Origin of the sequence: Quyinboa sediminis (assembly GCF_042219855.1) — a bacterium.
Lineage (GTDB): Bacteria > Bacteroidota > Bacteroidia > Bacteroidales > UBA5342 > JBHJHP01.
This window is the reverse complement of the sequence record NZ_JBHJHP010000003.1, coordinates 89,290-110,481: the sequence shown is the minus strand read 5'-3', so window position 1 is coordinate 110,481 and position 21,192 is coordinate 89,290. Positions and strand designations below refer to the sequence as shown.

General features: G+C 40.7%; 21 protein-coding genes. 8 read left to right on the top strand and 13 right to left on the bottom strand.

Annotation, left to right across the window (positions count from 1 at the left end; genetic code table 11):
- Positions 1 to 970: 970 nt before the first annotated feature.
- From ACE1EF_RS08515 to ACE1EF_RS08500, 4 genes are all read right to left on the bottom strand, one after another.
- The gene (locus ACE1EF_RS08515) at positions 971 to 1,339 is read right to left on the bottom strand and encodes a hypothetical protein (RefSeq protein ID WP_375720222.1); all 369 of its coding nucleotides are present in this window, start codon (positions 1,337 to 1,339) and stop codon (positions 971 to 973) included.
- A gap of 219 nt (positions 1,340 to 1,558) precedes the next feature.
- Positions 1,559 to 2,059, bottom strand: a complete 501-nt coding sequence (locus tag ACE1EF_RS08510; RefSeq protein WP_375720221.1) for a hypothetical protein — start codon at positions 2,057 to 2,059, stop codon at positions 1,559 to 1,561.
- Between the two features lie 113 nt (positions 2,060 to 2,172).
- Entirely contained in the window at positions 2,173 to 3,228 is a 1,056-nt protein-coding gene (locus ACE1EF_RS08505) for a DUF2891 domain-containing protein (protein ID WP_375720220.1), read from the bottom strand.
- Positions 3,218 to 4,081, bottom strand: coding sequence for a mechanosensitive ion channel family protein (locus ACE1EF_RS08500; protein WP_375720219.1), 864 nt, complete (start codon positions 4,079 to 4,081; stop codon positions 3,218 to 3,220). The genes ACE1EF_RS08505 and ACE1EF_RS08500 overlap by 11 nt, the downstream gene beginning before the upstream one ends.
- Before the next feature lie 181 nt (positions 4,082 to 4,262).
- Between ACE1EF_RS08500 and ACE1EF_RS08495 the strand changes: the two genes are divergently transcribed.
- The 6 genes from ACE1EF_RS08495 to ACE1EF_RS08470 all read left to right on the top strand — a co-directional run bounded on the left by ACE1EF_RS08495 (position 4,263) and on the right by ACE1EF_RS08470 (position 10,296).
- Complete coding sequence (locus ACE1EF_RS08495) at positions 4,263 to 4,598, top strand: MliC family protein (protein ID WP_375720218.1); 336 nt, start codon at positions 4,263 to 4,265, stop codon at positions 4,596 to 4,598.
- 5 nt (positions 4,599 to 4,603) lie between these two features.
- Positions 4,604 to 5,923, top strand: a complete 1,320-nt coding sequence (locus ACE1EF_RS08490; protein WP_375720217.1) for a serine hydrolase domain-containing protein — start codon at positions 4,604 to 4,606, stop codon at positions 5,921 to 5,923.
- 14 nt (positions 5,924 to 5,937) lie between these two features.
- Entirely contained in the window at positions 5,938 to 7,779 is a 1,842-nt protein-coding gene (locus tag ACE1EF_RS08485; protein WP_375720216.1) for a carboxylesterase family protein, read from the top strand.
- A 55-nt stretch (positions 7,780 to 7,834) separates the two neighbouring features.
- The gene (locus tag ACE1EF_RS08480; protein ID WP_375720215.1) at positions 7,835 to 9,325 is read left to right on the top strand and encodes a carboxypeptidase-like regulatory domain-containing protein; all 1,491 of its coding nucleotides are present in this window, start codon (positions 7,835 to 7,837) and stop codon (positions 9,323 to 9,325) included.
- Positions 9,326 to 9,429: 104 nt separating this feature from the next.
- Positions 9,430 to 9,870, top strand: a complete 441-nt coding sequence (locus tag ACE1EF_RS08475; RefSeq protein ID WP_375720214.1) for a VOC family protein — start codon at positions 9,430 to 9,432, stop codon at positions 9,868 to 9,870.
- 12 nt (positions 9,871 to 9,882) lie between these two features.
- Positions 9,883 to 10,296 carry an SRPBCC family protein gene (locus tag ACE1EF_RS08470; protein ID WP_375720213.1) on the top strand — a complete coding sequence of 138 codons (414 nt, stop codon included), beginning with the start codon at positions 9,883 to 9,885 and terminating at the stop codon, positions 10,294 to 10,296.
- A gap of 5 nt (positions 10,297 to 10,301) precedes the next feature.
- On the opposite strand, the gene ACE1EF_RS08465 is transcribed toward ACE1EF_RS08470, so the two are convergent.
- The 6 genes from ACE1EF_RS08465 to ACE1EF_RS08440 all read right to left on the bottom strand — a co-directional run bounded on the left by ACE1EF_RS08465 (position 10,302) and on the right by ACE1EF_RS08440 (position 16,977).
- A complete protein-coding gene (locus ACE1EF_RS08465; RefSeq protein ID WP_375720212.1) occupies positions 10,302 to 11,063 on the bottom strand; it encodes a glycosyltransferase in 762 nt (253 codons plus the stop codon).
- A 367-nt stretch (positions 11,064 to 11,430) separates the two neighbouring features.
- The gene (locus ACE1EF_RS08460) at positions 11,431 to 12,486 is read right to left on the bottom strand and encodes a M20 family metallo-hydrolase (protein ID WP_375720211.1); all 1,056 of its coding nucleotides are present in this window, start codon (positions 12,484 to 12,486) and stop codon (positions 11,431 to 11,433) included.
- Positions 12,487 to 12,488: 2 nt separating this feature from the next.
- Entirely contained in the window at positions 12,489 to 13,256 is a 768-nt protein-coding gene (argB, locus tag ACE1EF_RS08455) for an acetylglutamate kinase (protein WP_375720210.1), read from the bottom strand.
- Positions 13,257 to 13,265: 9 nt separating this feature from the next.
- Positions 13,266 to 13,880 (bottom strand): deoxynucleoside kinase, encoded by a 615-nt coding sequence (locus tag ACE1EF_RS08450; protein ID WP_375720209.1) that lies wholly within the window; start codon positions 13,878 to 13,880, stop codon positions 13,266 to 13,268.
- Between the two features lie 65 nt (positions 13,881 to 13,945).
- Positions 13,946 to 15,457 (bottom strand): GH3 auxin-responsive promoter family protein, encoded by a 1,512-nt coding sequence (locus ACE1EF_RS08445; protein WP_375720208.1) that lies wholly within the window; start codon positions 15,455 to 15,457, stop codon positions 13,946 to 13,948.
- A 212-nt stretch (positions 15,458 to 15,669) separates the two neighbouring features.
- Positions 15,670 to 16,977: an acetyl-CoA hydrolase/transferase family protein gene (locus ACE1EF_RS08440; protein ID WP_375720207.1), complete on the bottom strand. Its 1,308-nt coding sequence runs from the start codon at positions 16,975 to 16,977 to the stop codon at positions 15,670 to 15,672.
- Between the two features lie 429 nt (positions 16,978 to 17,406).
- Here ACE1EF_RS08440 and pyrH point away from each other — a divergent pair, with 429 nt between their 5' ends.
- Both pyrH and frr read left to right on the top strand, forming a co-directional pair.
- Entirely contained in the window at positions 17,407 to 18,120 is a 714-nt protein-coding gene (gene pyrH / locus ACE1EF_RS08435) for a UMP kinase (protein ID WP_375720206.1), read from the top strand.
- Positions 18,121 to 18,167: 47 nt separating this feature from the next.
- Positions 18,168 to 18,731, top strand: a complete 564-nt coding sequence (frr, locus tag ACE1EF_RS08430; RefSeq protein WP_375720205.1) for a ribosome recycling factor — start codon at positions 18,168 to 18,170, stop codon at positions 18,729 to 18,731.
- A gap of 203 nt (positions 18,732 to 18,934) precedes the next feature.
- Here the strand turns inward: frr and ACE1EF_RS08425 are convergent, their stop codons facing one another.
- From ACE1EF_RS08425 to ACE1EF_RS08415, 3 genes are all read right to left on the bottom strand, one after another.
- On the bottom strand, positions 18,935 to 19,465 hold the full coding sequence (locus ACE1EF_RS08425) for an REP-associated tyrosine transposase (RefSeq protein WP_375720204.1): 531 nt from the start codon (positions 19,463 to 19,465) through the stop codon (positions 18,935 to 18,937).
- Between the two features lie 166 nt (positions 19,466 to 19,631).
- Positions 19,632 to 20,126, bottom strand: a complete 495-nt coding sequence (locus tag ACE1EF_RS08420) for a hypothetical protein (protein WP_375720203.1) — start codon at positions 20,124 to 20,126, stop codon at positions 19,632 to 19,634.
- Positions 20,127 to 20,704: 578 nt separating this feature from the next.
- Positions 20,705 to 21,130, bottom strand: coding sequence for a hypothetical protein (locus ACE1EF_RS08415; RefSeq protein ID WP_375720202.1), 426 nt, complete (start codon positions 21,128 to 21,130; stop codon positions 20,705 to 20,707).
- Positions 21,131 to 21,192: the final 62 nt, after the last annotated feature.

The following is a 21,192-nucleotide window of genomic DNA, read 5'->3' as shown; positions in this document are numbered from 1 at the left end:
TACGGCACTCATTAACCATCTATATGTTTCTTTCTACCTGTATGTTGTCCCTACGGGACAGTAAGAAACCTATTATTGATTGAAGATTTTCTGTGTCCGTTTAAATGTGTTTTCTCCGTGAACTTTGTGCCTCCTTCGTGCCCTTTGTGGTAAAAATAAAACACAAAGCAACACTAAGGAAAATCACTAAATGCGCTAAGAATACTACAATGATTATACGTCTTCACAAAACATTGCAGTTTTAATATCGTACCTACGGCACTCATTAACCATCTATATGTTTCTTTCTACCTGTATGTTGTCCCTACGGGACAGTAAGAAACCTATTATTGATTGAAGATTTTCTGTGTCCGTTTAAATGTGTTTTCTCCGTGAACTTTGTGCCTCCTTCGTGCCCTTTGTGGTAAAAATAAAACACAAAGCAACACTAAGGAAAATCACTAAATGCGCTAAGAATACTACAATGATTATACGTCTTCACAAAACATTGTAATTTTAATATCGTACCTACGGCACATATTTCTAAACTATACGATCCTTTCTTCCTGTATCTTGTCCCTACGGGACAGTAAGAAACCTATTATTGATTGAAGATTTCCTGTATCTGTTTAAAGGTATATTCTCCGTGAACTCTGCGCCTTCTCTGTGCCCTTTGTGGTAAAAATAAAACACAAAGCAACACAAAGGAAATTCACTAAGTACACTAAGAACACTACAATGAGTATACGTCTTTACAAAACATTGCAGTTTTAATATCGTACCTACGGCACTCATTAACCTTCTATTTGTTTCTTTCTACCTGTATCTTGTCCCTAACGGGACAAAAAGAAACTTAATACTGATTGAAGATTTCCTGTGTCCGTTTAAAGGTATATTCTCCGTGAACTTTGTGCCTTCTTCGTGCCCTTTGTGGTAAAAATAAAACACAAAGCAACACAAAGGAAAATCACGAATAACTAAATGATATGGTTCAGGATAGCGAAAGAAACTGCAGCACAATGATGACGGCAAAAAACACAAACTGTGGCAGGGCGACTTTTAAAACTTCCCTGTGAATAAGCGCAGCTATGACCAGACTGGTGATGAAATTGATGAGCACAATTCCTGCAGGGAAATAGGCAGATATGCCTGGCAGGTGAACGATTCCGGCCGAAACCAGTACCTGAATGATTCCGACGGCCAGTAACAACAGCCCTCCCTGGAAGATCATGATGCGTAATGAACCAATCATGACAGGGTTACTGGTTATCTTTTTAAGTTCGGGGACCTGTTTCTTTTCACCATACACGTTGTGTGCAATACTGATTAAAATGATCATTATACCTGCTGCTATTCCCATGATGTCATGATTTTAGTATTACCATAATTTAATTTGTCAGATCTATGGTAATCTGCCATTTATTTATAAAATACAAATGCTTTAATTAGCTGTCAGTTAACATATAACCGCTTTTTGACAGCGGGTGTTCATTATTACTAGAGGAACAATAGAATAAGGAATCGAGAAACGCCAACAAACAATTCAGTCAAACATACTATAATATTAATATACAGTATGTTAATTCACAAAGTTTAAAAATTCAAAGTCTAAGTGGTGCATTATTTCGCGTAACAGCAGAACTATGGCATAATCTTTTTTAGCGATGCCTTCTTTTAGCTCTGAAATTGGTGCACCCATAATTACGCGGGCATAACTACTAAATAGGTTTTCAATACTTTCGCGGGAGTACGAATTCTCATAAAGGTCATTTTTTCTGAATACATTTTTAAGTGCTTCATCTGATGTATACAATACCCTGCTGCTTTGGATACGGGATTTATGTATCATCAACTGATCCTCAATATGATTAATAGCATAATCCGTTTCATCATATGTCGGTATATCGTGTCTGAAAAACTTTCCGGATATAAATTCATAACCAGCCTTGATGTGGATTTCCTGAGCCACCACATCATCCCTTAACTTCTGAAAACTTAGTATTTCACGATCTAAGATCAGAAATGATTTCATTTCATTGGATACTTTACGTTCTTCCAGATCCCTGACACTGTTTTTCATGAAGTGAAATGTTATTGTTGTTTTGGGAATTGTTTATTTCCGTACGATTTAGCTCCGCTCACCTTTAAACATCAACATACAGAATTTTGTTGATCTGCTGAATTGCTCACAGACTATTCACACATCAGTGCATATACGGCAAATGAGGCCAGCCAGTGTTCGCCTTCGTAAGCGCCGCTGGTCACATGAGGCAGGGCAGCATTCAGGTGCTGTTTGGCCATGGCAATAATATCCTCATCCTCGCCGGGAAGTTTACGTGCAATATTGAACAGACACCAGGCACGGCTCAGGTTCAGTCCATCAAGATGCACCAGTTTTCCGTCCGTACGGTCGCTAACCACAGCCGGTTCGAGCTTTATGCCTTCATCATCGCCCAATCCGGGCAGAAAGCTCTGCAGCCAAAGCATATAATCCACTTTATTCATTACACGGGTCATAAGGTCCGCTTCAATCAGACAGGGTGAGAGAAAATCGAATCCACCCGGTTCCCATGATATGGGACAATCTTTATCCTTTTCATAAAACTGCAGCGCTTTGTCTTCTATCTTATTCTTCAACACAGTCTCCCCAAAGGCGTTGGCATAATCCCAGGCAAAGGTGAGACCGAATGCTGTATTGGTATGTTCTCCCACACGAATGGGATAATTCAGCTTATCCAGGAAATGGCTGTATTTACTTACAATTGTATCAGCCAGCGGTTGCACGTTTGCGGCCAGTTGCTTTCCCAACGGATCATCCCATGTACGCAGTTCCATCTGCAGCTTCAGCAGCCATGCCCAACCATAGGTGCGTTCGAATGTTTTATTGTTGGGATCAGCAAAAAAAGCGATCTCTTTTTGAATATGTTCTGATGTCAGGTTCTCCTCGAACATGGTTCTGATCTGTTTTGCTTCCGGTAAACCCGGATAGGATTTCAGCAAGCGTACCAATGTCCAGTGTCCGTGAACCGACGAGTGCCAGTCGAAACAGCCGTAAAAAGCTGGATGATCCACCTTTGGTGCCACTACATCAGCATCGGAACCCAGCACCTTACCCGGTTTGTAGGGATACAGTTTCTGAATACATTTTAATGCAGGTTGACAGAGCACTTCAGCCTGCTCAGGTGTAAAATTCTGGCCCGTCAGGGTGATGGTTAAAATGAAGAAAAGAATGAATAGCTTATTTTTCATTTGCGGCCGGATTAAAAAAATGAACATCGCGCTGTGGGAATGGTATGGTAACTTTATTATCTCTGAATTCCCGGTCGATATTATAGCGCATCTGGCTTTTAACATTTTCCACATGAAAAGAGTCATTTACCCAGAAATAGACCTTAAAGTCGAGCGATGAATCACCGAAATTTTCAAAGCGGACAAACGGTTTCGGAACATCAGCAATAAGACTGACCTGATTGGCACAATCCAGCAGAATATTGGTTACCAGTTCCACATCGGAACCATAAGCGACACCTACCCCCACACTGAAACGTGTTTTAAAATCGATATGGCTCCAGTTAATGATCTTATCGTTTACAAACTTGGAATTCGGTACAATGGTAATGATATCATCACGGGTTTTTATTTTGGAGGTTCTCAGTCCTATTTCTGTCACTTTTCCCACGGTTCCGTCATCCAGTTGAATCACATCATTAATCATCAGGTTGCGTTCAATAATGAGTATAATACCGGCTGCCACATCACCGAACACCTGTTGAATACCAAGTCCAACACCTACCAGTAAGGCGGCAAAACTTGCCAGGAAGACTGAAATCTTGACGTGAAATGAATCCAGAATAAGGATGATGACAATAACCCAGATAAAGTATTTAATGATGAGAAAAACAGACCAGAAAGAGGACGCTTCCTGTGGCGTTTTCTTTTTAAAATAGCGGCGAAAGCCTTTTTTAATTAACCTTAAAGCGATTAGGGTAATAAGGATAATTAGCAGGGCAATCAACAGGTTCAGTATGGTTATTGTATAATCCTTGCCTGTTAAAAGTACGGTGTCGAGCCACGACCTGATTTCTTCCAGTAAATGCAACATGATACTATTAATACAACTTAATCTGTAAAAAGTTTACACTGCCAGCGTTGACAACAGATGCTAAAATTAGTGGTTTCCGATTAAAAAGGAAATGCTTATCCCATTTTAATCTATTAAAAAGAATTAATTGACATCCATTATGCCTTTTCGTAAATTGGCAACAATTTTAAACCATGTCAAAATGCGCAAAAATAAAATAAGAACCATTTCCAAGCCGTTTTTAGTTATCCCTGTTCTGATCCTGATATTTACGGCATGTGCCTCTAAAAAAACAGACCCCGTCCGGCAGGAAGTCAAAACCACCGTATTTAATTTGGATGGAGATTCACTGGTACTGAAATATGATAATCAGGCTGGTACATGCAAGCTGGTTCACAACGGCGATACCCTTTTGTTACACCAGGACACCACGGCCTCAGGAATCCGGTACAGCAACAAACAATACCTTTACACCGAATGGCATGGTGAGATCACATTGAAAAAAGGAAAAGACATCGTATTTACCAATAAAAAATAAACATCATGAAAAGAATCTTACTGGCTTTTACGTTCCTTGTATCATTAAGTCCAATAATACCGGCGCAGCAGATGAACAGCGCCAAACTGGACAGCCTTCTCACTGTTCTGGAACAGAATGATAAATTCATGGGCAGCATCGCTGTATCGCATGATGGAACGCTTATTTACACCAAAGCAGTCGGGTTTGCCGATCTTACAGATTCTATTGCAGCCACTCCTGAAACGGAATACCGGATAGGTTCCATCTCTAAAATGTTTACGGCCGCTCTCACCTTTAAGGCTGCAGAGAAAGGCATTCTGGATTTGGATCAGACTATAAAGGGATATTTCCCAAAACTTGACAATGCAGATAAGATAAAAATCCGTTACCTGTTGAACCATCGCAGTGGCATCCATAACTTTACGGGTGAAGCGGATTACAAGGAATGGGAAACAGAACCTCGAACCGAGCAGCAATTAATTGATCTGATTTCAGGATTTAAAAGCGACTTTGAACCTGACAGCAAAGCAGAATACAGTAATTCAAACTATGTATTGCTAAGCTTTATTCTGGAAAAAGCCTATAAAAAACCATACAAAGAGCTGGTTGAAACCTATATTATAAAACCGCTCGGATTGAAGCACACCGCATATGGTGGTCCGGCCGACCCGAAAAAAGGGGACAGTTATTCCTACCATTATGACCAGGGTTGGGTTAAGGCCCCGGAGACAGACATGTCAATACCTGTAGGAGCCGGTGCCCTTGTTTCAACACCGTCTGATCTGTGCCGTTTTATTACAGGACTATTCGATGGGAAGATTATTTCGATGGAAAGTCTGGATCAAATGAAAACCATGAAAGAAAACTATGGAATGGGCATGTTTGAATACGGGTTCGGAGACAAAAAAGGATACGGCCACAATGGAGGCATTGATGGTTTCCGTTCAAATTTAGGTTATATTCCTGAGGATAAAGTCAGTATTGCCATGACGTCGAACGGCATGAATTACAATATGAATTCCATCATGATTGATGTACTGAACAGCTATTACAACATACCTTTCAGAATCCCCGAATTCAATACCATTGAGTCAAGTGAAGCTGATCTGCAAAAATATACCGGGGAATACTCCAGCACACAGATTGCCCTGAAGATAAAGGTTTTTACCGAAGGAAATAAACTAAAGGCACAGGCAACCGGACAGTCATCCTTTCCGCTGGAGCAAACTGCACCCAATGTGTTTCACTTCGATCAGGCCGGCATTGTCATGGAGTTTGATCCTGAAAATAAGTCCATGGTACTAAAACAGGGAGGTGGCGAATTTCGTTATACGAAAGATTAAAGGGATTAGATTTTATGCGCTTAAAAAGCATTATATTCTTCATTTTTATCTTATTTGTTTACAGCAACTGCCTCAGGTCGCAGGTTGTGACAACGGCATATGGACCTGTGTCGGGCAATAAAAGCGACAATGTATTTGAATTTCTGGGCATTCCGTTTGCCTCACCTCCTGTTGATGAACTACGCTGGCGGGCCCCGGTTCCCCCTGAAAATCATACCGATACTTTGCGGGCTATGCATTATCCTCCGGCCTGCCCACAGAAAAACTTTGAACAGGGTGATACTACTGCTACGATCATGGGAGATGAAGACTGCCTTTATCTTAATGTCTGGAGTCCTGACCTAAGCGGCGGGCTTCCGGTGATGGTGTTCATTCATGGCGGCGGGAACCAGCAGGGCTCAACCGGTCAGGAAACAGGTGGAACAAAACTGTACGATGGTAAAAACCTTAGCGAACGTGGTGATGTGGTTGTGGTCACCATCCAGTATCGCCTGGGCATACTGGGTTATATGGTTCATCCCGGACTGGAAGCTGAAAATACGGCAGGTATCTCCGGGAATTATGGTGTACTGGATCAGATTCTGGCCCTGCACTGGATACAAAACAACATTGCAGCCTTCGGTGGTGATCCAACAAATGTAACGCTGTTCGGTGAAAGTGCCGGTGGTGTAAATACAGGAAACCTGCTTCTTACGGACGAAGCCGGAGACCTCTTTCATAAAGCCATCATACAAAGTGCTATACCGGGTCTTGAGGATTATGCTGAGGCAACTGAGAAGAGTACTAACCTTGTTAACAGCTTTGTCAGCTCCGGTACAGATGAAGAAAAAATAGCCGCCATGCGAAAGATTCCGGCAGACAGCCTGTCTGAAACCCTGAATATACCTATCAACGGCGGTATCGTACAGCAAAGCTGGCGTCCTGTAATTGATGATGTGTTATTTACAGATAATCCGGAAAGCATCATACAGTCAGGCCGGTTCAACCACATGCCGTTAATCATCGGTTCAAATTCTGATGAGATGAGCCTGAGCGCGCCACTGGTGGTCTATCCTTCCATGGTAAATGCCCTGGTATCGCTTTACCTTCCTGCAATTTTCAGGCCGGAAGCCCTGTCGCTTTATCCGCCCGGGTCGACACAGGATGAAGCCAGAAACGCTTATGTTCAGATCCTGACAGATGCACAGTTCACCGCTTCGGTGCGAAGAACGGCACAATGCATCGAACTGAACCAGGCTGAACCGGTGTGGCGCTACTTTTTTACATACACTCACTCTGTGGCGCAACTTGCATCATTTGGTTCCTACCACGGAATGGAACTGTTTTACGTGTTCAATAACTGGGAAAATGCAACGCTGGGCAGCAGTTTCTTATTTAAACCGCAGGATGACAGTATGCAATACAACATGCTGCATTACTGGACCAATTTTGCACGAACCGGAAACCCGAATACAAACGGCCTAACCACCTGGCCGGAATATGCTGCATCTGAAGATTGTTACCTGGAGATTAAAGCCACGCCAAATGGCAGTCAGTGTGGTGTGCGATCAGAAAAATCTGATTTCTGGGACAAGGTAATCAATTTTAAAGGTTGTACGTCATTTTTGAGTAAAAATGAGATCGACGCTATAAATGGGTTCAGGGTTTATCCAAATCCAACAAACGATGCAGTAAAGCTTGAACATAATGAGCCGATTGAATTTAATGCAGCGCTGTATGGTTCGAATGGTGATAAACTGGCTTCATATCACAATATTTCAAAGATTGATCTTTCTGATTATGCCAATGGCATGTACATACTGAAAGTAACAACCCGGGGACAACATAAGGTTTATAAAGTAACTAAAATACCTTAGTCCCGTTTTTATAAGAAAGGTCTAATTTCAATTCATCAGATTATCTATGCCGCGCATGAAAACCATCTTGTTTCTATTATTTTTTACCTCCAGCCTGCAACTCATTTCATCCCAGAATAATCAGGACGTATCTTATAGGATAAAGATCCAGGGAACCGTTTCAGATGCCACAACAAAGGAGCCCCTGCCCTATGTCAATATTTTCGAAGTAAGAACCTATGACGGTATAATCAGTAACGAACAGGGACGCTATGCTCCGGCTGAACTCAATGCAGTACCGGATGACACAATCTGTTTCAGGCATATCGGGTATAAAACCAAACGAATTCCTCTCCGCATACTTCTTCGGCATCCTGATGTTTATCTCGAAAGTAATACATTTAACATCAGTGAGGTAACGGTATTTCCGGATAAATTTGACCCCAGGAGTATAGTAGAAAAAGTGCTGCAAAACAAAGCCTTAAACTATAAGGCAATAACATCAGAACAAAAGGTTTTTGTACGTCAAAGATCGGTAACCGACTTTAACGATTTTGATATTGATCTGAGAAAGAGAACGGCAGAACCGATAAAACAAATTGCAAAAAACATCAATACGATGATGAACCGGAAATTCATCTCCTATACTGATTTTACAGGCACTTATTATACAACGGCAGACAAGGAAGATACAGTGAAAACCAAACTGGAATCCACGGATGCTTTGCGATTAAATCCCGATATGAATGCACTAAATCTTGTGGCAGACTCCATCACAAATCTCTCCTTTCTGGATGTGGATACCAAAGAATACTGGAAAATGAGAACGGGTATAATCGGAATTGAACTGAAAGATGACCGAAAATCAGTTCCGAGAGACACTGTAAAAAAAACCAGACTCAATGATTCACTGGGCAGGGAGCCACTCGTTCTGCTTCTTAAAAATATAAACTTCAACCTGGGCTATACCGGTTTCTCAGATAAAGATCTCTGGCAGTTTTTATACGATCCGGGGAAGTATAATTTTAAACTGGAGGGAGGAACAGTCATTGGCAATGAATATGCGTATATCATAAGCTTTACACCCAAAAAGAGAGGATTATACAAAGGACGCATGTATATTACATCCGACACCTATGCCCTGCTCAGGGCAGATTATGAATATGCCCCCGGTAAAACGGGGAAGTCAATTCAGTTATTAGGTGTTGGGTACACCGAAAATATGTTCAAAGCATCGATCTATTTCGAGAAGAACGGTGACAATTATCGGCTTAAACAATTTTCGAAGCAATCTGATATTCATGTTACCATTAACCGGCCACTGGCATTCATTAAAAAACGGGAACGCAGATTATTCAATAAAACACTGGAAGACATCAAATCGAATCTCACCATTGAATTCACGGAGAACGAGTCTTTCGAATTTTTTGTGATTGAGGAAAAAAACATCTCCGAACAGGACTACCGGGATGTGAAACAGGACATCTACTACAACGTTAATTATACCGGTTCTGTCAACTCTGATTCATGGAGTGACTTTGCCAAAATTGTTCCGGCCGAGCTATAGGATATCAAGTGTTAAATCCTTTAAATTCACGTTTTTGTTCATTCAATAATCAAACAAAACCAGCTAACTGTTTGTTCTGAATCTAAATAACAAAGTCGTATACTATGTCAGGCGTAAGTTTATATCTGAATTTCAGAGATCAGACTGAAGAAGCATTTACGTTTTATAAGCGTGTATTTGGTGCAGAATTTGAAGGTGACGGAATTATGCGGTTCAAAGATGTACCACAAGATGAGAACATGCCATCCTTACCAGAAAAGGAAGGAAATCTGGTGATGCACGTTTCTCTTCCCATCCTGAACGGATTCAAACTAATGGGTGCCGATGCTCCGGAAACACTTGGATTCACCATTACCAAAGGAAATAATATGAATATAAACCTGGAACCGGAAACAAGGGTTGAAACGGACAAGCTTTTTGTGGCCCTCTCAGAAGGAGGGAAAGTCACCCAGCCGTTACAGGATATGTTTTGGGGTGATTACTTTGGGACATGCATTGATAAATTTGGTATTTGCTGGATGTTTAACTGCGCTGAGAAAAAATAAACAGAATCTGTTATGGATGGAACAACGATAGCGGTACAGGCTGAAATTTTTGTGCCGGTGGAAGACGTCTGGAAAAACTGGACCACACCGGAAGATATTAAACAATGGAATACTGCGAGTGACGACTGGCATACACCACGGGCCAAAAATGATCTGAAAACAGGCGGTCGTTTCGTCTACCGGATGGAAGCCAAAGATAAAAGTGCAGGCTTTGATTTCAGCGGCACGTACACCGAAGTTGTGCCGAATAAGCTGATCAGTTATACCATTGATGACGACCGAAAGGTGATTGTGGAATTCAGGGCGCACAAAGACAGAACAACGGTGATAGAGACTTTTGAAGCCGAAGAAACCAATCCCATTGACATGCAACGACAAGGCTGGCAGGCCATACTGAATAATTTTAAACATTATGTGGAAAAATAACAGACTCAGCTCCGTCTTTTGTACCAGTATCCCAACAGCCTTGTCCCCAAAAACCTGTTTAGTTTTGATGGCAGAATAAAATGTAGTACAAATAAAAAAATTGCCATAAAATTAGAAAAGAACAGTCTGAACATTGATGAGACAGATAACTCATCTTTCCGACCGGATGTCGACACGGGATGTTTATAAATCACCCCGAATTTCTTATTCACCCTCCTGCCGATACGTTTTAACCGGAATACAAAATCAATCTCTTCCAGGGCATATAAATCTTTACTAAATCCTCCGGTTTCTTCAAACATATCCCTGCGACACAGTAAAAATGAACCTGCAGCAAGTTTAAACCAGCGTATAACCGGGTTGACCCGCTCCAACCTCAGTTTATTGAATTTTGTTCCGCCGGTAATTTGCAACGTGGCACCACAACCAATATAACGTCCGCTTCGGATGATGTCAAGTACATCTTTCATTAATTCCATTCCGGGGTGCGTATCTGCATCCAAAAACAGAATCCACTCCCCTTTGGCTGAATGCGCTCCGGTATTTCTTGCCCTTGAAATCTGATTGACAGGTTCAAAAACGACCTGGATACCAAGACGCTTTGCAACTTCACCTGTATGATCCGTTGAATTATTATTGCATACAATAATTTCCCATAGACCTTTTTCGGGCAAAAGTTTAGTGAACCTATCCTGAATATTCAGGATGGTTTCCTCCAGATAATCAGCCTCGTTATATGCCGGAATAACAACAGAGATCAACATCATCACGTTATTTTAAAGCAATTTAGAAATTTCCGGTTTTGAATGAAGACAAAAACTGTCTATTAATCTTAATTTGGGTTAAACAGAAATCCTGAAAGATAATGAAATTCTCTGTCAGAAAATTGGTTCATCGTAGTCCTGCATATACTGTTGTGGTTCTCGCTGATTACCGCAGATTTTTTTCGCTGATTTTCGCAGAGTAATGTTCATCTGCGTAACTCTTCGGTAACGCAGCGCCGCTTTGTGAGGTGTTTTTAACTGAGCCAAATAACAAGGCAAACTTAAAAACTGCAATGTCGGGACAAGGTATCGCCTCGCTGATTTTTGTTGCTAAAAACCAATACCAGGAAAATGTTTTGTGATTTAATGTTTATTTTCCGATTTCCAGTCCATCAAATAATTCGCAATAGATCTTGACGCCTTCGCGAATCTCATCGAGTAAGATATACTCATCGGCAGTATGTGAACGAGCAGAATCTCCGGGTCCCATTTTCACAGAATAATAGGGTAACACCGCCTGATCCGAGGTGGTCGGGCTTCCATAAGTCTGACGTCCCATCTGTTGCCCTTTTACAACTGCAGGATGATCCATTGGTGTGGAAGATGAGTTCAACCGGTATGAACGTGGGGCAACATCGCATTTTACATGGCTCTGAATAATCTCATGCAGTTCTTCGTTACTGTAAAGCTCATTCGACCTAATATCGACCACAAATGTACACTTATCGGGAACAACGTTATGCTGCCTTCCGGCTTCAATCTGCGTCACCGTCATTTTTACTTCACCAAGAAATTCAGATACCCTGCTAAATTCATGCGTCCTGAACCATTCAATATCAGGCAGAGCCTCATAGATGGCATTCAGTCCTTCTTTTCTGGCCGCATGGCCCGATTTGCCCATAGCGGTGCAATCCAGAACCATCAGTCCTTTTTCTGCCGTAGCCATATGCATCTGGGTTGGTTCACCTACCACTGCAAAATCTACTTTGGGCAGATATTCAATCAAACTGGCAATGCCATTCAGCCCTGAGATTTCCTCCTCAACCGATGCCACATAGATTAAATTGTATGGTTGTTCCTTTTGATCAAGAATCATAAAAGAAATTAGCAGAGATACCACACTGGCACCTGCATCATTCGATCCCAAGCCGTAAAGTATACCATTTTCCACCACCGGTGTAAAGGGATCCTTAGTCCATTTATCCGAAGGTTTTACGGTATCAATATGGGAATTAAAAAGCAGGACCGGCTTGGCATCAGCCCAGTGCTTCGACCTGACTACAAGATTTTTATCCTGTCTGTCAACCGCATATCCGAGTTTTTCGATTTCTGCCTGAAGACCATCAGCAGCTTCAGATTCGTTCCTGCTGAATGACTCAATCGAAATCAGTTTCTTTAAAATCTCAATGGCTTTTTCTGCATTCATAATTACAGAATTGTAGTTCCTGAATTCGTATGCAACAAATCTGAACGCGTTATAATGACCTCTTTCACGCCCTTATCGATCGAAGCATATGCATTATCCAGTTTGGGAATCATTCCTCCTGATATCCGGCCTTCATCCACATACTGTTTATACAAATCCCTTGTCAGCTTTGAAATGACACTATCGTCATCCTGTTCATCCAGGAGCACTCCTTTTTTTTCAAAACAGTAAACCAGAGAAACGTCGTAATAGGCAGTCAGTGCCCTGGCCACTTCCGATGCTATGGTATCTGCATTGGTATTCAGCATCCCACCATTCAGATCGTGTGTCAGTGGGGCCATCACCGGGACCACATCCTTATGAATCAGGTCTGCCAGTAATCCGGCATTCACCCGGTTGATATCACCGGCGTAACCATAATCAATATCTTTAACCGGACGCTTGTGCGCTTCTATTACATTCATATCGGCTCCGGTCAGTCCGATGGCATTACAACCCATTGCCTGAAGCCGGGCCACAATGGATTTATTGACCAGACCACCATAAACCATAGTCACCACTTTAAGTGTTTCTTCATCTGTAATACGGCGGCCATTTACATATTTGCTTTCAATCCCCAACTGATCGCCAATGGTAGTCGCCATTCGTCCGCCGCCATGTACCAGCAATTTATGACCTTCAATGGCACAGAAACCCTTTAGCAGTTTTTGCAGCGAGTCATTATCCTCAACTACCTTCCCTCCTACCTTTACAACTGTAATGTGTTTCATGAAAAAAGCTTAAAACAGGCCGTGCAGGTCTGCATCAATTTTATTGATAACGCTCCTGAGCTCAGTGGTATTTTCGGCAAAATTGGTCTTATCCACATCAATAACCAGTAACTTGCCATAATCGTAGTTCTTGATCCACTCCTCATATCGTTCGTTGAGACTTTTGAGATAATCAAGCCGTATAGATGCTTCAAACTCGCGTCCTCTTTTCTGGATCTGATTCACCAGCGTTGGAACCGAGGCTTTCAGGTAAATCAACAGGTCCGGTGGCTGGATCAGCTTTACCATCAGCTGGAACAATGATTCGTAATTATCATAATCGCGATTTGTCATTAACCCCATTTCCCTGAGGTTAGGTGCAAATATATGGGCATCCTCATAAATTGTCCTGTCCTGAATTACATCTTCTCCTGTTTCCCTTATTTTCAGCATTTGACCAAAACGGGAATTTAAAAAGTAAACCTGCAGATTAAAGGACCAGCGTTTCATGTCCTCATAAAAATCATCCAGATAAGGATTCTGATCCACAGATTCATAATGTGGTGTCCAGGCGTAGTGTTTTGCCAGTAAAGATGTTAGTGTGGTTTTTCCTGCTCCAATGTTTCCGGCTACAGCAATATGCATATCGTTATGTTTTGAATAATTGGATCAAAAATAGCAAAAAACAATGAATAAACGCTTCAAAAACCCTATTGGTTCATGGCAAGCAGTTCGTCCATATAAGTGCGGGAATTGGCGAGTCGGGGTACCTTATTCTGGCCCCCAAGCTTCCCTCTTTTCTTCATCCATTCCATAAAAAGGCCCTTACGCGACACAACCAGCTCCAGCGGTTCCAGTGTGGCATTTTTCCGGCGTTTGGCCTCATAATCGGAATTAACTTTTTGCAGGGCCTGATCCAGAATTTCAGAAAATGATTTCATGTTCTCCGGATCATGTACAAACTCTATCAGCCACTGATGCCGGCCTTTACTTTTGTCGTCCATAAACACGGGAGCTACTGTATATTCCTGTACGATGGCTCCGGTTTTTTCACAGGCCTCCTTCAGCGCTTTTTCTGCATTGTCAACCATCAGTTCTTCACCAAAGGCATTGATATAATGCTTGGTTCTTCCACTGATGCGAAGCTTATGCGGATATAAGGAAGAAAACTGAACAGTATCCCCAATGACATAACGCCAAAGGCCACCGTTTGTACTTATCACAACGGCATAGTTCTTATTTGTTTCAACTTCATCAACGGTGTATACCCTTGGATTATCCAGCTCAATATCTTCCATTGGAATAAACTCGTAAAAGATACCGTAATCCATCATCAGCAACATATCCGGTGAACTCAGGTCATCCTGTATGGCAAAAAAACCTTCGGATGCATTATATGTTTCCATATAGTGCATATCATCTTTCGGTATGATGCGGCGGAACTGCTCGCGGTACGGTTCAAAATTGATTCCGCCATGAACAAAAAGCTCAAAATTAGGCCATACTTCCAGAATATTCGATTTTCCGGTTACTTCCAGCACATGTTTCAACATGATGAGGTTCCACGATGGAACACCCACAATACTGGTTACATTTTCCTCCACGGAAACCTCTGCAATTTTATTGATCTTCTCCTCAAACTCATCAATCAGTGCAATTGAAGCATCCGGTGTTCTTAGAAAATCAAAAAAGAAAGGCACATGCTGTATATAGATGGCAGACAAATCGCCAACCTGAGATTTATCGCTGAAAGGGCTCACCTGGTGACTTCCGCCAAGTGTGAGGCTCTTACCCGAGAACACTTTACTGTCAGGATGGTAATTGGTATAAAGCGCAAATATATCCTTACCTGCCTTAAAATGGCAATCTTCCAGAGAATCCTTGCTTATGGGAATATATTTACTTTTATCGCTTGTTGTTCCTGATGACTTGGCATACCACTTAACCTCTTTGGGCCACAACACATTTGACTCCCCTTTAATCATGCGCTCAATATATGGTTTCAAGTCATCGTATGAATGTAAGGGTACCCGCTCCTGAAAGGTTTTAATGTGGGTGATGGATTCAAAATCGTATGTTTTACCAAACTGGGTTCGTTCTCCTTTTTTAATCAGTTTGTTGAATTCCTCGTGTTGAAAAAACACCGGGTCCTTACGCATTTCATCGATCTGGTTCAATCGCTTGATATTGATCCATGAAAATAAAGAATTGATAAAGGGCATGTTCTATGTTTTTAACAAAAATAAAAAAATCATTCATACCTCAGGTTACGAAATGATGAAATAAGTGACTTTAACGACCTCCAACAGACATACGATATCATTTCCAGCTTTTTACGCGTAATTAAACGCAATCCCGATTAGAAACTGAAAATAAAAAACCCCGGCATCTGCCGGGGTTAATAACTACGAGTTGTAAAAGACAGGGTCTTTTGCTATTTCTTGCTTACAAAATGGTAGTGCGGCCCAAAGCGCTCAAAAGCAGCACGGTCAAGCGACTCCCTGTGCTCCGGATGTGCGATGGATATAATCAGTTTAGCCCGCTCCTGCATGGTTTTACCGTAAAGGTTAACAGCGCCGTATTCGGTTACAATCCAGTGCATGTTGGCACGTGTACTGACCACGCCGGAACCCGGCAACAGGATGGGCGATATTTTTGAGACGCCTTTGGCAGTTATCGAAGGTAAGGCAATAATTGGTTTACCACCCTTTGAATGACCTGCACCACGAATAAAGTCGATCTGTCCACCAACACCGGAATAGTGTTTTGTTCCGATGGAGTCGGCGCAAACCTGACCGGTCAGATCGATCGCCAGTGCAGAGTTGATAGCTGTTACCTTGTCCAGCTTACGGATAACATGTACGCCGTTGGTATGCGCAACATCCATCATGGCCACCATCGGGTTATCATCGATAAAATCATACAATTCCTGTGTCCCCATCAGAAAGGACGCCACCATTTTACCCCGGTCAATGGATTTATGTTTACCAGTGATCACACCCTTTTCTACAAGTGGCAATACACCGTCAGCAAACATTTCGGTGTGAATACCAAGATCTTTATGATTACCTAACTGAGCCAGCACTGCATTTGGAATTCCTCCAATGCCCATTTGCAGACAGGCACCATCCTCAACCAGCTCTGCTACATTTTTACCAATTTGCGTATCAATGTCAGACAAAACGCCCATATCGTGTGTATACAACGGAATGTCATCTTCTACAAAAATGTCGATATCATTAACATGAACCTGTGCATCACCCCATGCTCGTGGCACATTCGGGTTTACAGCCGCTATGACAGTATCAGCACACTCAATGGCTGCCTTGGTGGCATCCACAGAAGTTCCAAGAGATACAAATCCGTGCTTATCAGGAGGAGAAACCATCACCATGGCAACATTTACCTTCAGATAACCATCGCGAATAAGTTTCTGTGTTTCACTCAGGAAAACAGGGATATAATCGGCATATCCTGCCTGAGTCTGTTTTCTTAGGTTACCACCCACAAAAAACTGCTCGGCCAGGAATATTCCTTCAAATTCAGGATTGGCGTATTCCAACTCTCCTTCTACATGAATATGCTGGATTTTAACATCATAGATTTCGCCATTCCTTCCTCGCGCAACCATTGGTTTTATAAGCGTATGAGGTGTAACAGCCACACTGCTTAAATGAACACGGTCTCCGGATTTAATAACCTTTACGGCTTCTTCCGGTGAAACAAATTTGATAGTCTTCATCTGTATTTAATTTTTGTTATTTGCGATTATTAGAGGTGTATCATTTCAATTAAAGAATTTTTTATCTAATTAAAATGAATTGCTGCAAATGTAATACGAACCTTACGAATAATGAAACTAAATTAGAGGATTTTTCAAGTGGTTTCACCAACATAAGTATAACGCTAAAAGTCTTTTAAACAAAGGCCTTAAAAAGTCAAGAGAGGATAACGGGTATTATCCTCTCTTAATAAACCTAAACCTTAACCTATGAAAAAATTACCTTAGAAAGTCATCCAAATTTAAGAAGAACATCCGATAAAGTCAACGATGTAAACGTTTTCAAGAGGTGTTAGAAAACATGTATTTTATACACTCATTCCTGGTCATATTTCAAAAGCCGTCATTTATTCGTATTTTAGTGCCGCAAAAACCTAATGTTAACAGACAATGAGCAGTAAATATAAGCGGGTCCTGCTGAAACTGAGCGGGGAATCCTTGATGGGCGATCAGAAGTATGGTATTGATCCGGATCATTTGAACAGCTATGCAAAGCAGATTAAGGAAATACACGATCTGGGGGTTCAGGTTGGTATTGTAATTGGTGGGGGAAATATCTTTCGTGGATTGAGCGGATCAGCCAAAGGCTTTGATCGTGTTAAAGGTGATCAGATGGGTATGCTGGCAACGGTGATCAACAGTCTGGCACTGAATTCCGCGCTGCAGGCCATGGGCGTTCCATCAAAAGTTTTGACTGCTATCCGTATGGAACCTGTCGGGGAGTTTTATTCTAAAGATAAAGCCATAGAATACCTGAATAACGGTTATGTTTCCATCTATTCTGCTGGTACAGGTAATCCGTATTTTACTACCGATACAGGATCATCGCTGAGGGGAATTGAAATTGAAGCCGATGTCATGCTCAAAGGAACCCGTGTTGACGGGATTTATACCGCTGATCCTGAAAAAGATCCGGATGCGGTGAAGTTTGATGCCATATCTTATGATGAGATATATAATAAAGGCCTGAAAGTGATGGATCTCACTGCAACAACCATGTGCAAGGAGAACAATCTGCCGATCGTAGTTTTTAATATGGACACCCCCGGAAACCTGTACAAGGTAATTACCGGAGAAAATATAGGGACCTATGTCCATCCCTGAATATTCTGAATTTTTATTATTTTTGTTTAAACAAAAAATTTATCGCCATGAACGACGATGTAGAATTAATAATTGCGGAAGCTGAAGAAAGCATGCAAAACGCCGTAACTCATCTTGATCAGGAACTGGTGCATATCCGTGCCGGAAAAGCTGATACCAGACTGGTGGATTCAGTTATGGTAGAGTACTATGGTGTGATGACTCCGCTGAGTCAGGTTTCCAACATTTCCACTCCCGACGCCAAAACCATAGCTATTCAACCCTGGGAGAAAAGTTTAATTAACGACATTGAAAAAGCCATTATGGTGGCTAATCTGGGATTCAATCCCGATAACAACGGTGAAATGATCCGGATCAATATTCCACCTTTGACTGAAGAAAGACGTCATAATCTTGTCAAACAGGTTAAGCATGCTGGTGAAGAAGCTAAGATCAGCATTCGAAATGCCAGACGTGATGCCAACGATCATTTGAAGAAACTGGTTAAAGACGGCCTATCTGAAGATATAGAAAAGGATTCTGAAGCCCAGGTTCAAAAACTGACCGATAAATTTTCCAAAGAGGTAGATGCCCTGGTTGAAAAGAAAGAAAAAGAAGTTTTAACAGTATAATAAAAAAGCGGCAATTGCCGCTTTTTTGTTTAGTCCACGATCAAATCTTTATATCCTTTGTTAGTGCAGATATTCATCTGCACTAAATTAAAAAACAACTTCTACATATAGTTCGGTGTTAGCTACAGCCTACGTCATAATTAACTCCTTTATCTACATAGATTTCTATTTTAAAACTAGCGCGGATATTTATCCGCGAAAAGCTAAAGCACAACTTCTACATCCAACAATCCTTTTTCTCCCGCATAATTAACGGCACTACTATACATATAATCTTCCGGTACGAAAGCCAATCCGGCTTTGACAGGATTCATATGTACATAGTTTATCTTTTGATCAATAACGGAGTTACTCCATAATTCAATTGGTTGATTGTCTCCTCTCCAAAATCGCCAACCTTTTTCAGTTGAGAATTGCCTGAGCATCCACTCTTTGCGGTTTTCTTCCGGATTGTCCTGAATAGCCTTTATAATATGTTTACTTGTATGTCGCTTAAAATCACGTAAGATTTCTGATAAGGTTAATTGTCCTTCAGAACTGATTACCAGGTGAACGTGGTTTGTCATAATTACCCAGGCATAAATTTTCAGTCCCTTATGCCTTTGGCAAAAACGTAAACTTTCAACAATTATATTTTTATACTCAACTCGTGTAAGTGCATATATCCAGTTCTGTACAGCAAAACTCACAAAATAAATACCTTCAGGATTATGGAATTTATACTTTCGGCTCATATTTAGGTAGTTATATTAACAAAGTTAATAACTTCTGAGAATAATTGCGCGGATAAATATCCGCGCCAACTTGGTTTTATTTTACCATTTAGTGTGATGCTATACCAAATCCTTAATGGCTCAGATATTTATCTGTGCCTTTCTAAAAATTTTATTACGATCAAGATCATAGCTTAATATCCAGAAGGATAATCAGTGCCAAAAGTATAATGCTTATGATGCCAGGCACACCATAAAGTATTAATCCTTTTTTAAGGACGAGTTTTTTAACTTGTAAGTGTTTATTAAGCATCAGAACTTCAAGGAAAGGGATGGCTGCAACAAACGCATAACCATAATACGTAGTGGGCTGATACAGATCTTCAGCAGCATTGCGGATCACATCAAAGAAAATGTAATCCATAAACACCGATATGGAGACAAACAGGATGGCCACAATCAGTGCTGCTTTGTACAGTGATTCTCCGGGAAACCGTTTAATTGCATGAAATCCGCCCCACGCCCAGATGAACGTTCCTAATGTGAGCATCAGTATCATTCCCAAATGCGGACTAAAACTCCAGGGAAACCACAGGATCAGGTTCGACATCCAGTACAACGAAAATGCTTCCCACTGTACCATCTGCACCCAGCGTAAATATTTTTTGTCTAATTCTTCCAAAACCAACGGTGAATTGCATATAGAACTCTATAGTCATGGATTATGTTCAGGATGAGGTAGATTATAGGTTTAGACGGATCTTCAATTTACTCAAAATCTAAGCCATGTAATGAATAATATTACTTTATTCATAGATGTCATAATAAATATCGACTTAAGGGTTTTTATTCTCCCGGTTTAATTTAATCTATTTATTTGAAAAGTACTAACCAATAACAGTGATAAAAAAAGAAGAGAGATTAACTGATAAATATCCAAACTGTTATAATAATACACGATCATAAAAACTCCAAAAAAAATACCTCCAAATAACTTATCCACATTTAAAACCTCTAGTTTATATTTCTTAAACTTAACAATGGAAATGCTGACCAACCAATTCAAATGAATTTTTTTCACATTTTTATATAAGTTTAGTAATACAAATGGGATACAATACAGGTATAATAAAATATCAATCAATCCTTCAAAATGTTCACTTAAAATAATACTAAATATCATACCTAGAATTGCAATAACATAAAGTAGACTATAAATATAACTTTGCATATTATTTATTTGGTTCATTAATATTAACTTTATGCAGGAAGCCTTCTATGAAAACTAACTGTAGCTGTACTATCAATATAAAGTAATTGAATATTATAATGTCTTGAAGGAGGTTCAATATAAATAAGGTTACCATTATTTATACGTATTTCAATACTTTTGACATCCTTATATTTCATTGGCTTAATATCACCTGACCAACCAGTTCTTTCATCTGTTGTCAGAATAAGATCTTTAGAATAGTTTTGATTAATATCTAATGAAAACGTATCTTCAATAAAAGATCCTCGGAATACAATTGTTAATGAATCATCTACCATTTTACGGGTGTCAAAAACCGGCAAGCTATTATATTCAATTTTTATGGAGTATTTTGTTTCAATTGTACCGGACTCCTTTTTCTTGCAATAAGAAAATATAATCAATAATAATATTAAATAAGTAAAATTCTTCATTCCTATTCAGATTTAGCCATGTTAGGCGTAACTTTCAACTACGTCACTCATACCCAAAAGTA

Excerpts from the sequence above, each read along its gene's own strand:
- ACE1EF_RS08515 (WP_375720222.1), bottom strand. The coding sequence starts at position 1,339 with ATGGGAATAGCAGCAGGTATAATGATCATTTTAATCAGTATTGCACAC.
- ACE1EF_RS08510 (WP_375720221.1), bottom strand. The coding sequence starts at position 2,059 with ATGAAAAACAGTGTCAGGGATCTGGAAGAACGTAAAGTATCCAATGAA.
- ACE1EF_RS08505 (WP_375720220.1), bottom strand. The coding sequence starts at position 3,228 with ATGAAAAATAAGCTATTCATTCTTTTCTTCATTTTAACCATCACCCTG.
- ACE1EF_RS08500 (WP_375720219.1), bottom strand. The coding sequence starts at position 4,081 with ATGTTGCATTTACTGGAAGAAATCAGGTCGTGGCTCGACACCGTACTT.
- ACE1EF_RS08495 (WP_375720218.1), top strand. The coding sequence starts at position 4,263 with ATGCGCAAAAATAAAATAAGAACCATTTCCAAGCCGTTTTTAGTTATC.
- ACE1EF_RS08490 (WP_375720217.1), top strand. The coding sequence starts at position 4,604 with ATGAAAAGAATCTTACTGGCTTTTACGTTCCTTGTATCATTAAGTCCA.
- ACE1EF_RS08485 (WP_375720216.1), top strand. The coding sequence starts at position 5,938 with ATGCGCTTAAAAAGCATTATATTCTTCATTTTTATCTTATTTGTTTAC.
- ACE1EF_RS08480 (WP_375720215.1), top strand. The coding sequence starts at position 7,835 with ATGAAAACCATCTTGTTTCTATTATTTTTTACCTCCAGCCTGCAACTC.
- ACE1EF_RS08475 (WP_375720214.1), top strand. The coding sequence starts at position 9,430 with ATGTCAGGCGTAAGTTTATATCTGAATTTCAGAGATCAGACTGAAGAA.
- ACE1EF_RS08470 (WP_375720213.1), top strand. The coding sequence starts at position 9,883 with ATGGATGGAACAACGATAGCGGTACAGGCTGAAATTTTTGTGCCGGTG.
- ACE1EF_RS08465 (WP_375720212.1), bottom strand. The coding sequence starts at position 11,063 with ATGATGTTGATCTCTGTTGTTATTCCGGCATATAACGAGGCTGATTAT.
- ACE1EF_RS08460 (WP_375720211.1), bottom strand. The coding sequence starts at position 12,486 with ATGAATGCAGAAAAAGCCATTGAGATTTTAAAGAAACTGATTTCGATT.
- argB (WP_375720210.1), bottom strand. The coding sequence starts at position 13,256 with ATGAAACACATTACAGTTGTAAAGGTAGGAGGGAAGGTAGTTGAGGAT.
- ACE1EF_RS08450 (WP_375720209.1), bottom strand. The coding sequence starts at position 13,880 with ATGCATATTGCTGTAGCCGGAAACATTGGAGCAGGAAAAACCACACTA.
- ACE1EF_RS08445 (WP_375720208.1), bottom strand. The coding sequence starts at position 15,457 with ATGCCCTTTATCAATTCTTTATTTTCATGGATCAATATCAAGCGATTG.
- ACE1EF_RS08440 (WP_375720207.1), bottom strand. The coding sequence starts at position 16,977 with ATGAAGACTATCAAATTTGTTTCACCGGAAGAAGCCGTAAAGGTTATT.
- pyrH (WP_375720206.1), top strand. The coding sequence starts at position 17,407 with ATGAGCAGTAAATATAAGCGGGTCCTGCTGAAACTGAGCGGGGAATCC.
- frr (WP_375720205.1), top strand. The coding sequence starts at position 18,168 with ATGAACGACGATGTAGAATTAATAATTGCGGAAGCTGAAGAAAGCATG.
- ACE1EF_RS08425 (WP_375720204.1), bottom strand. The coding sequence starts at position 19,465 with ATGAGCCGAAAGTATAAATTCCATAATCCTGAAGGTATTTATTTTGTG.
- ACE1EF_RS08415 (WP_375720202.1), bottom strand. The coding sequence starts at position 21,130 with ATGAAGAATTTTACTTATTTAATATTATTATTGATTATATTTTCTTAT.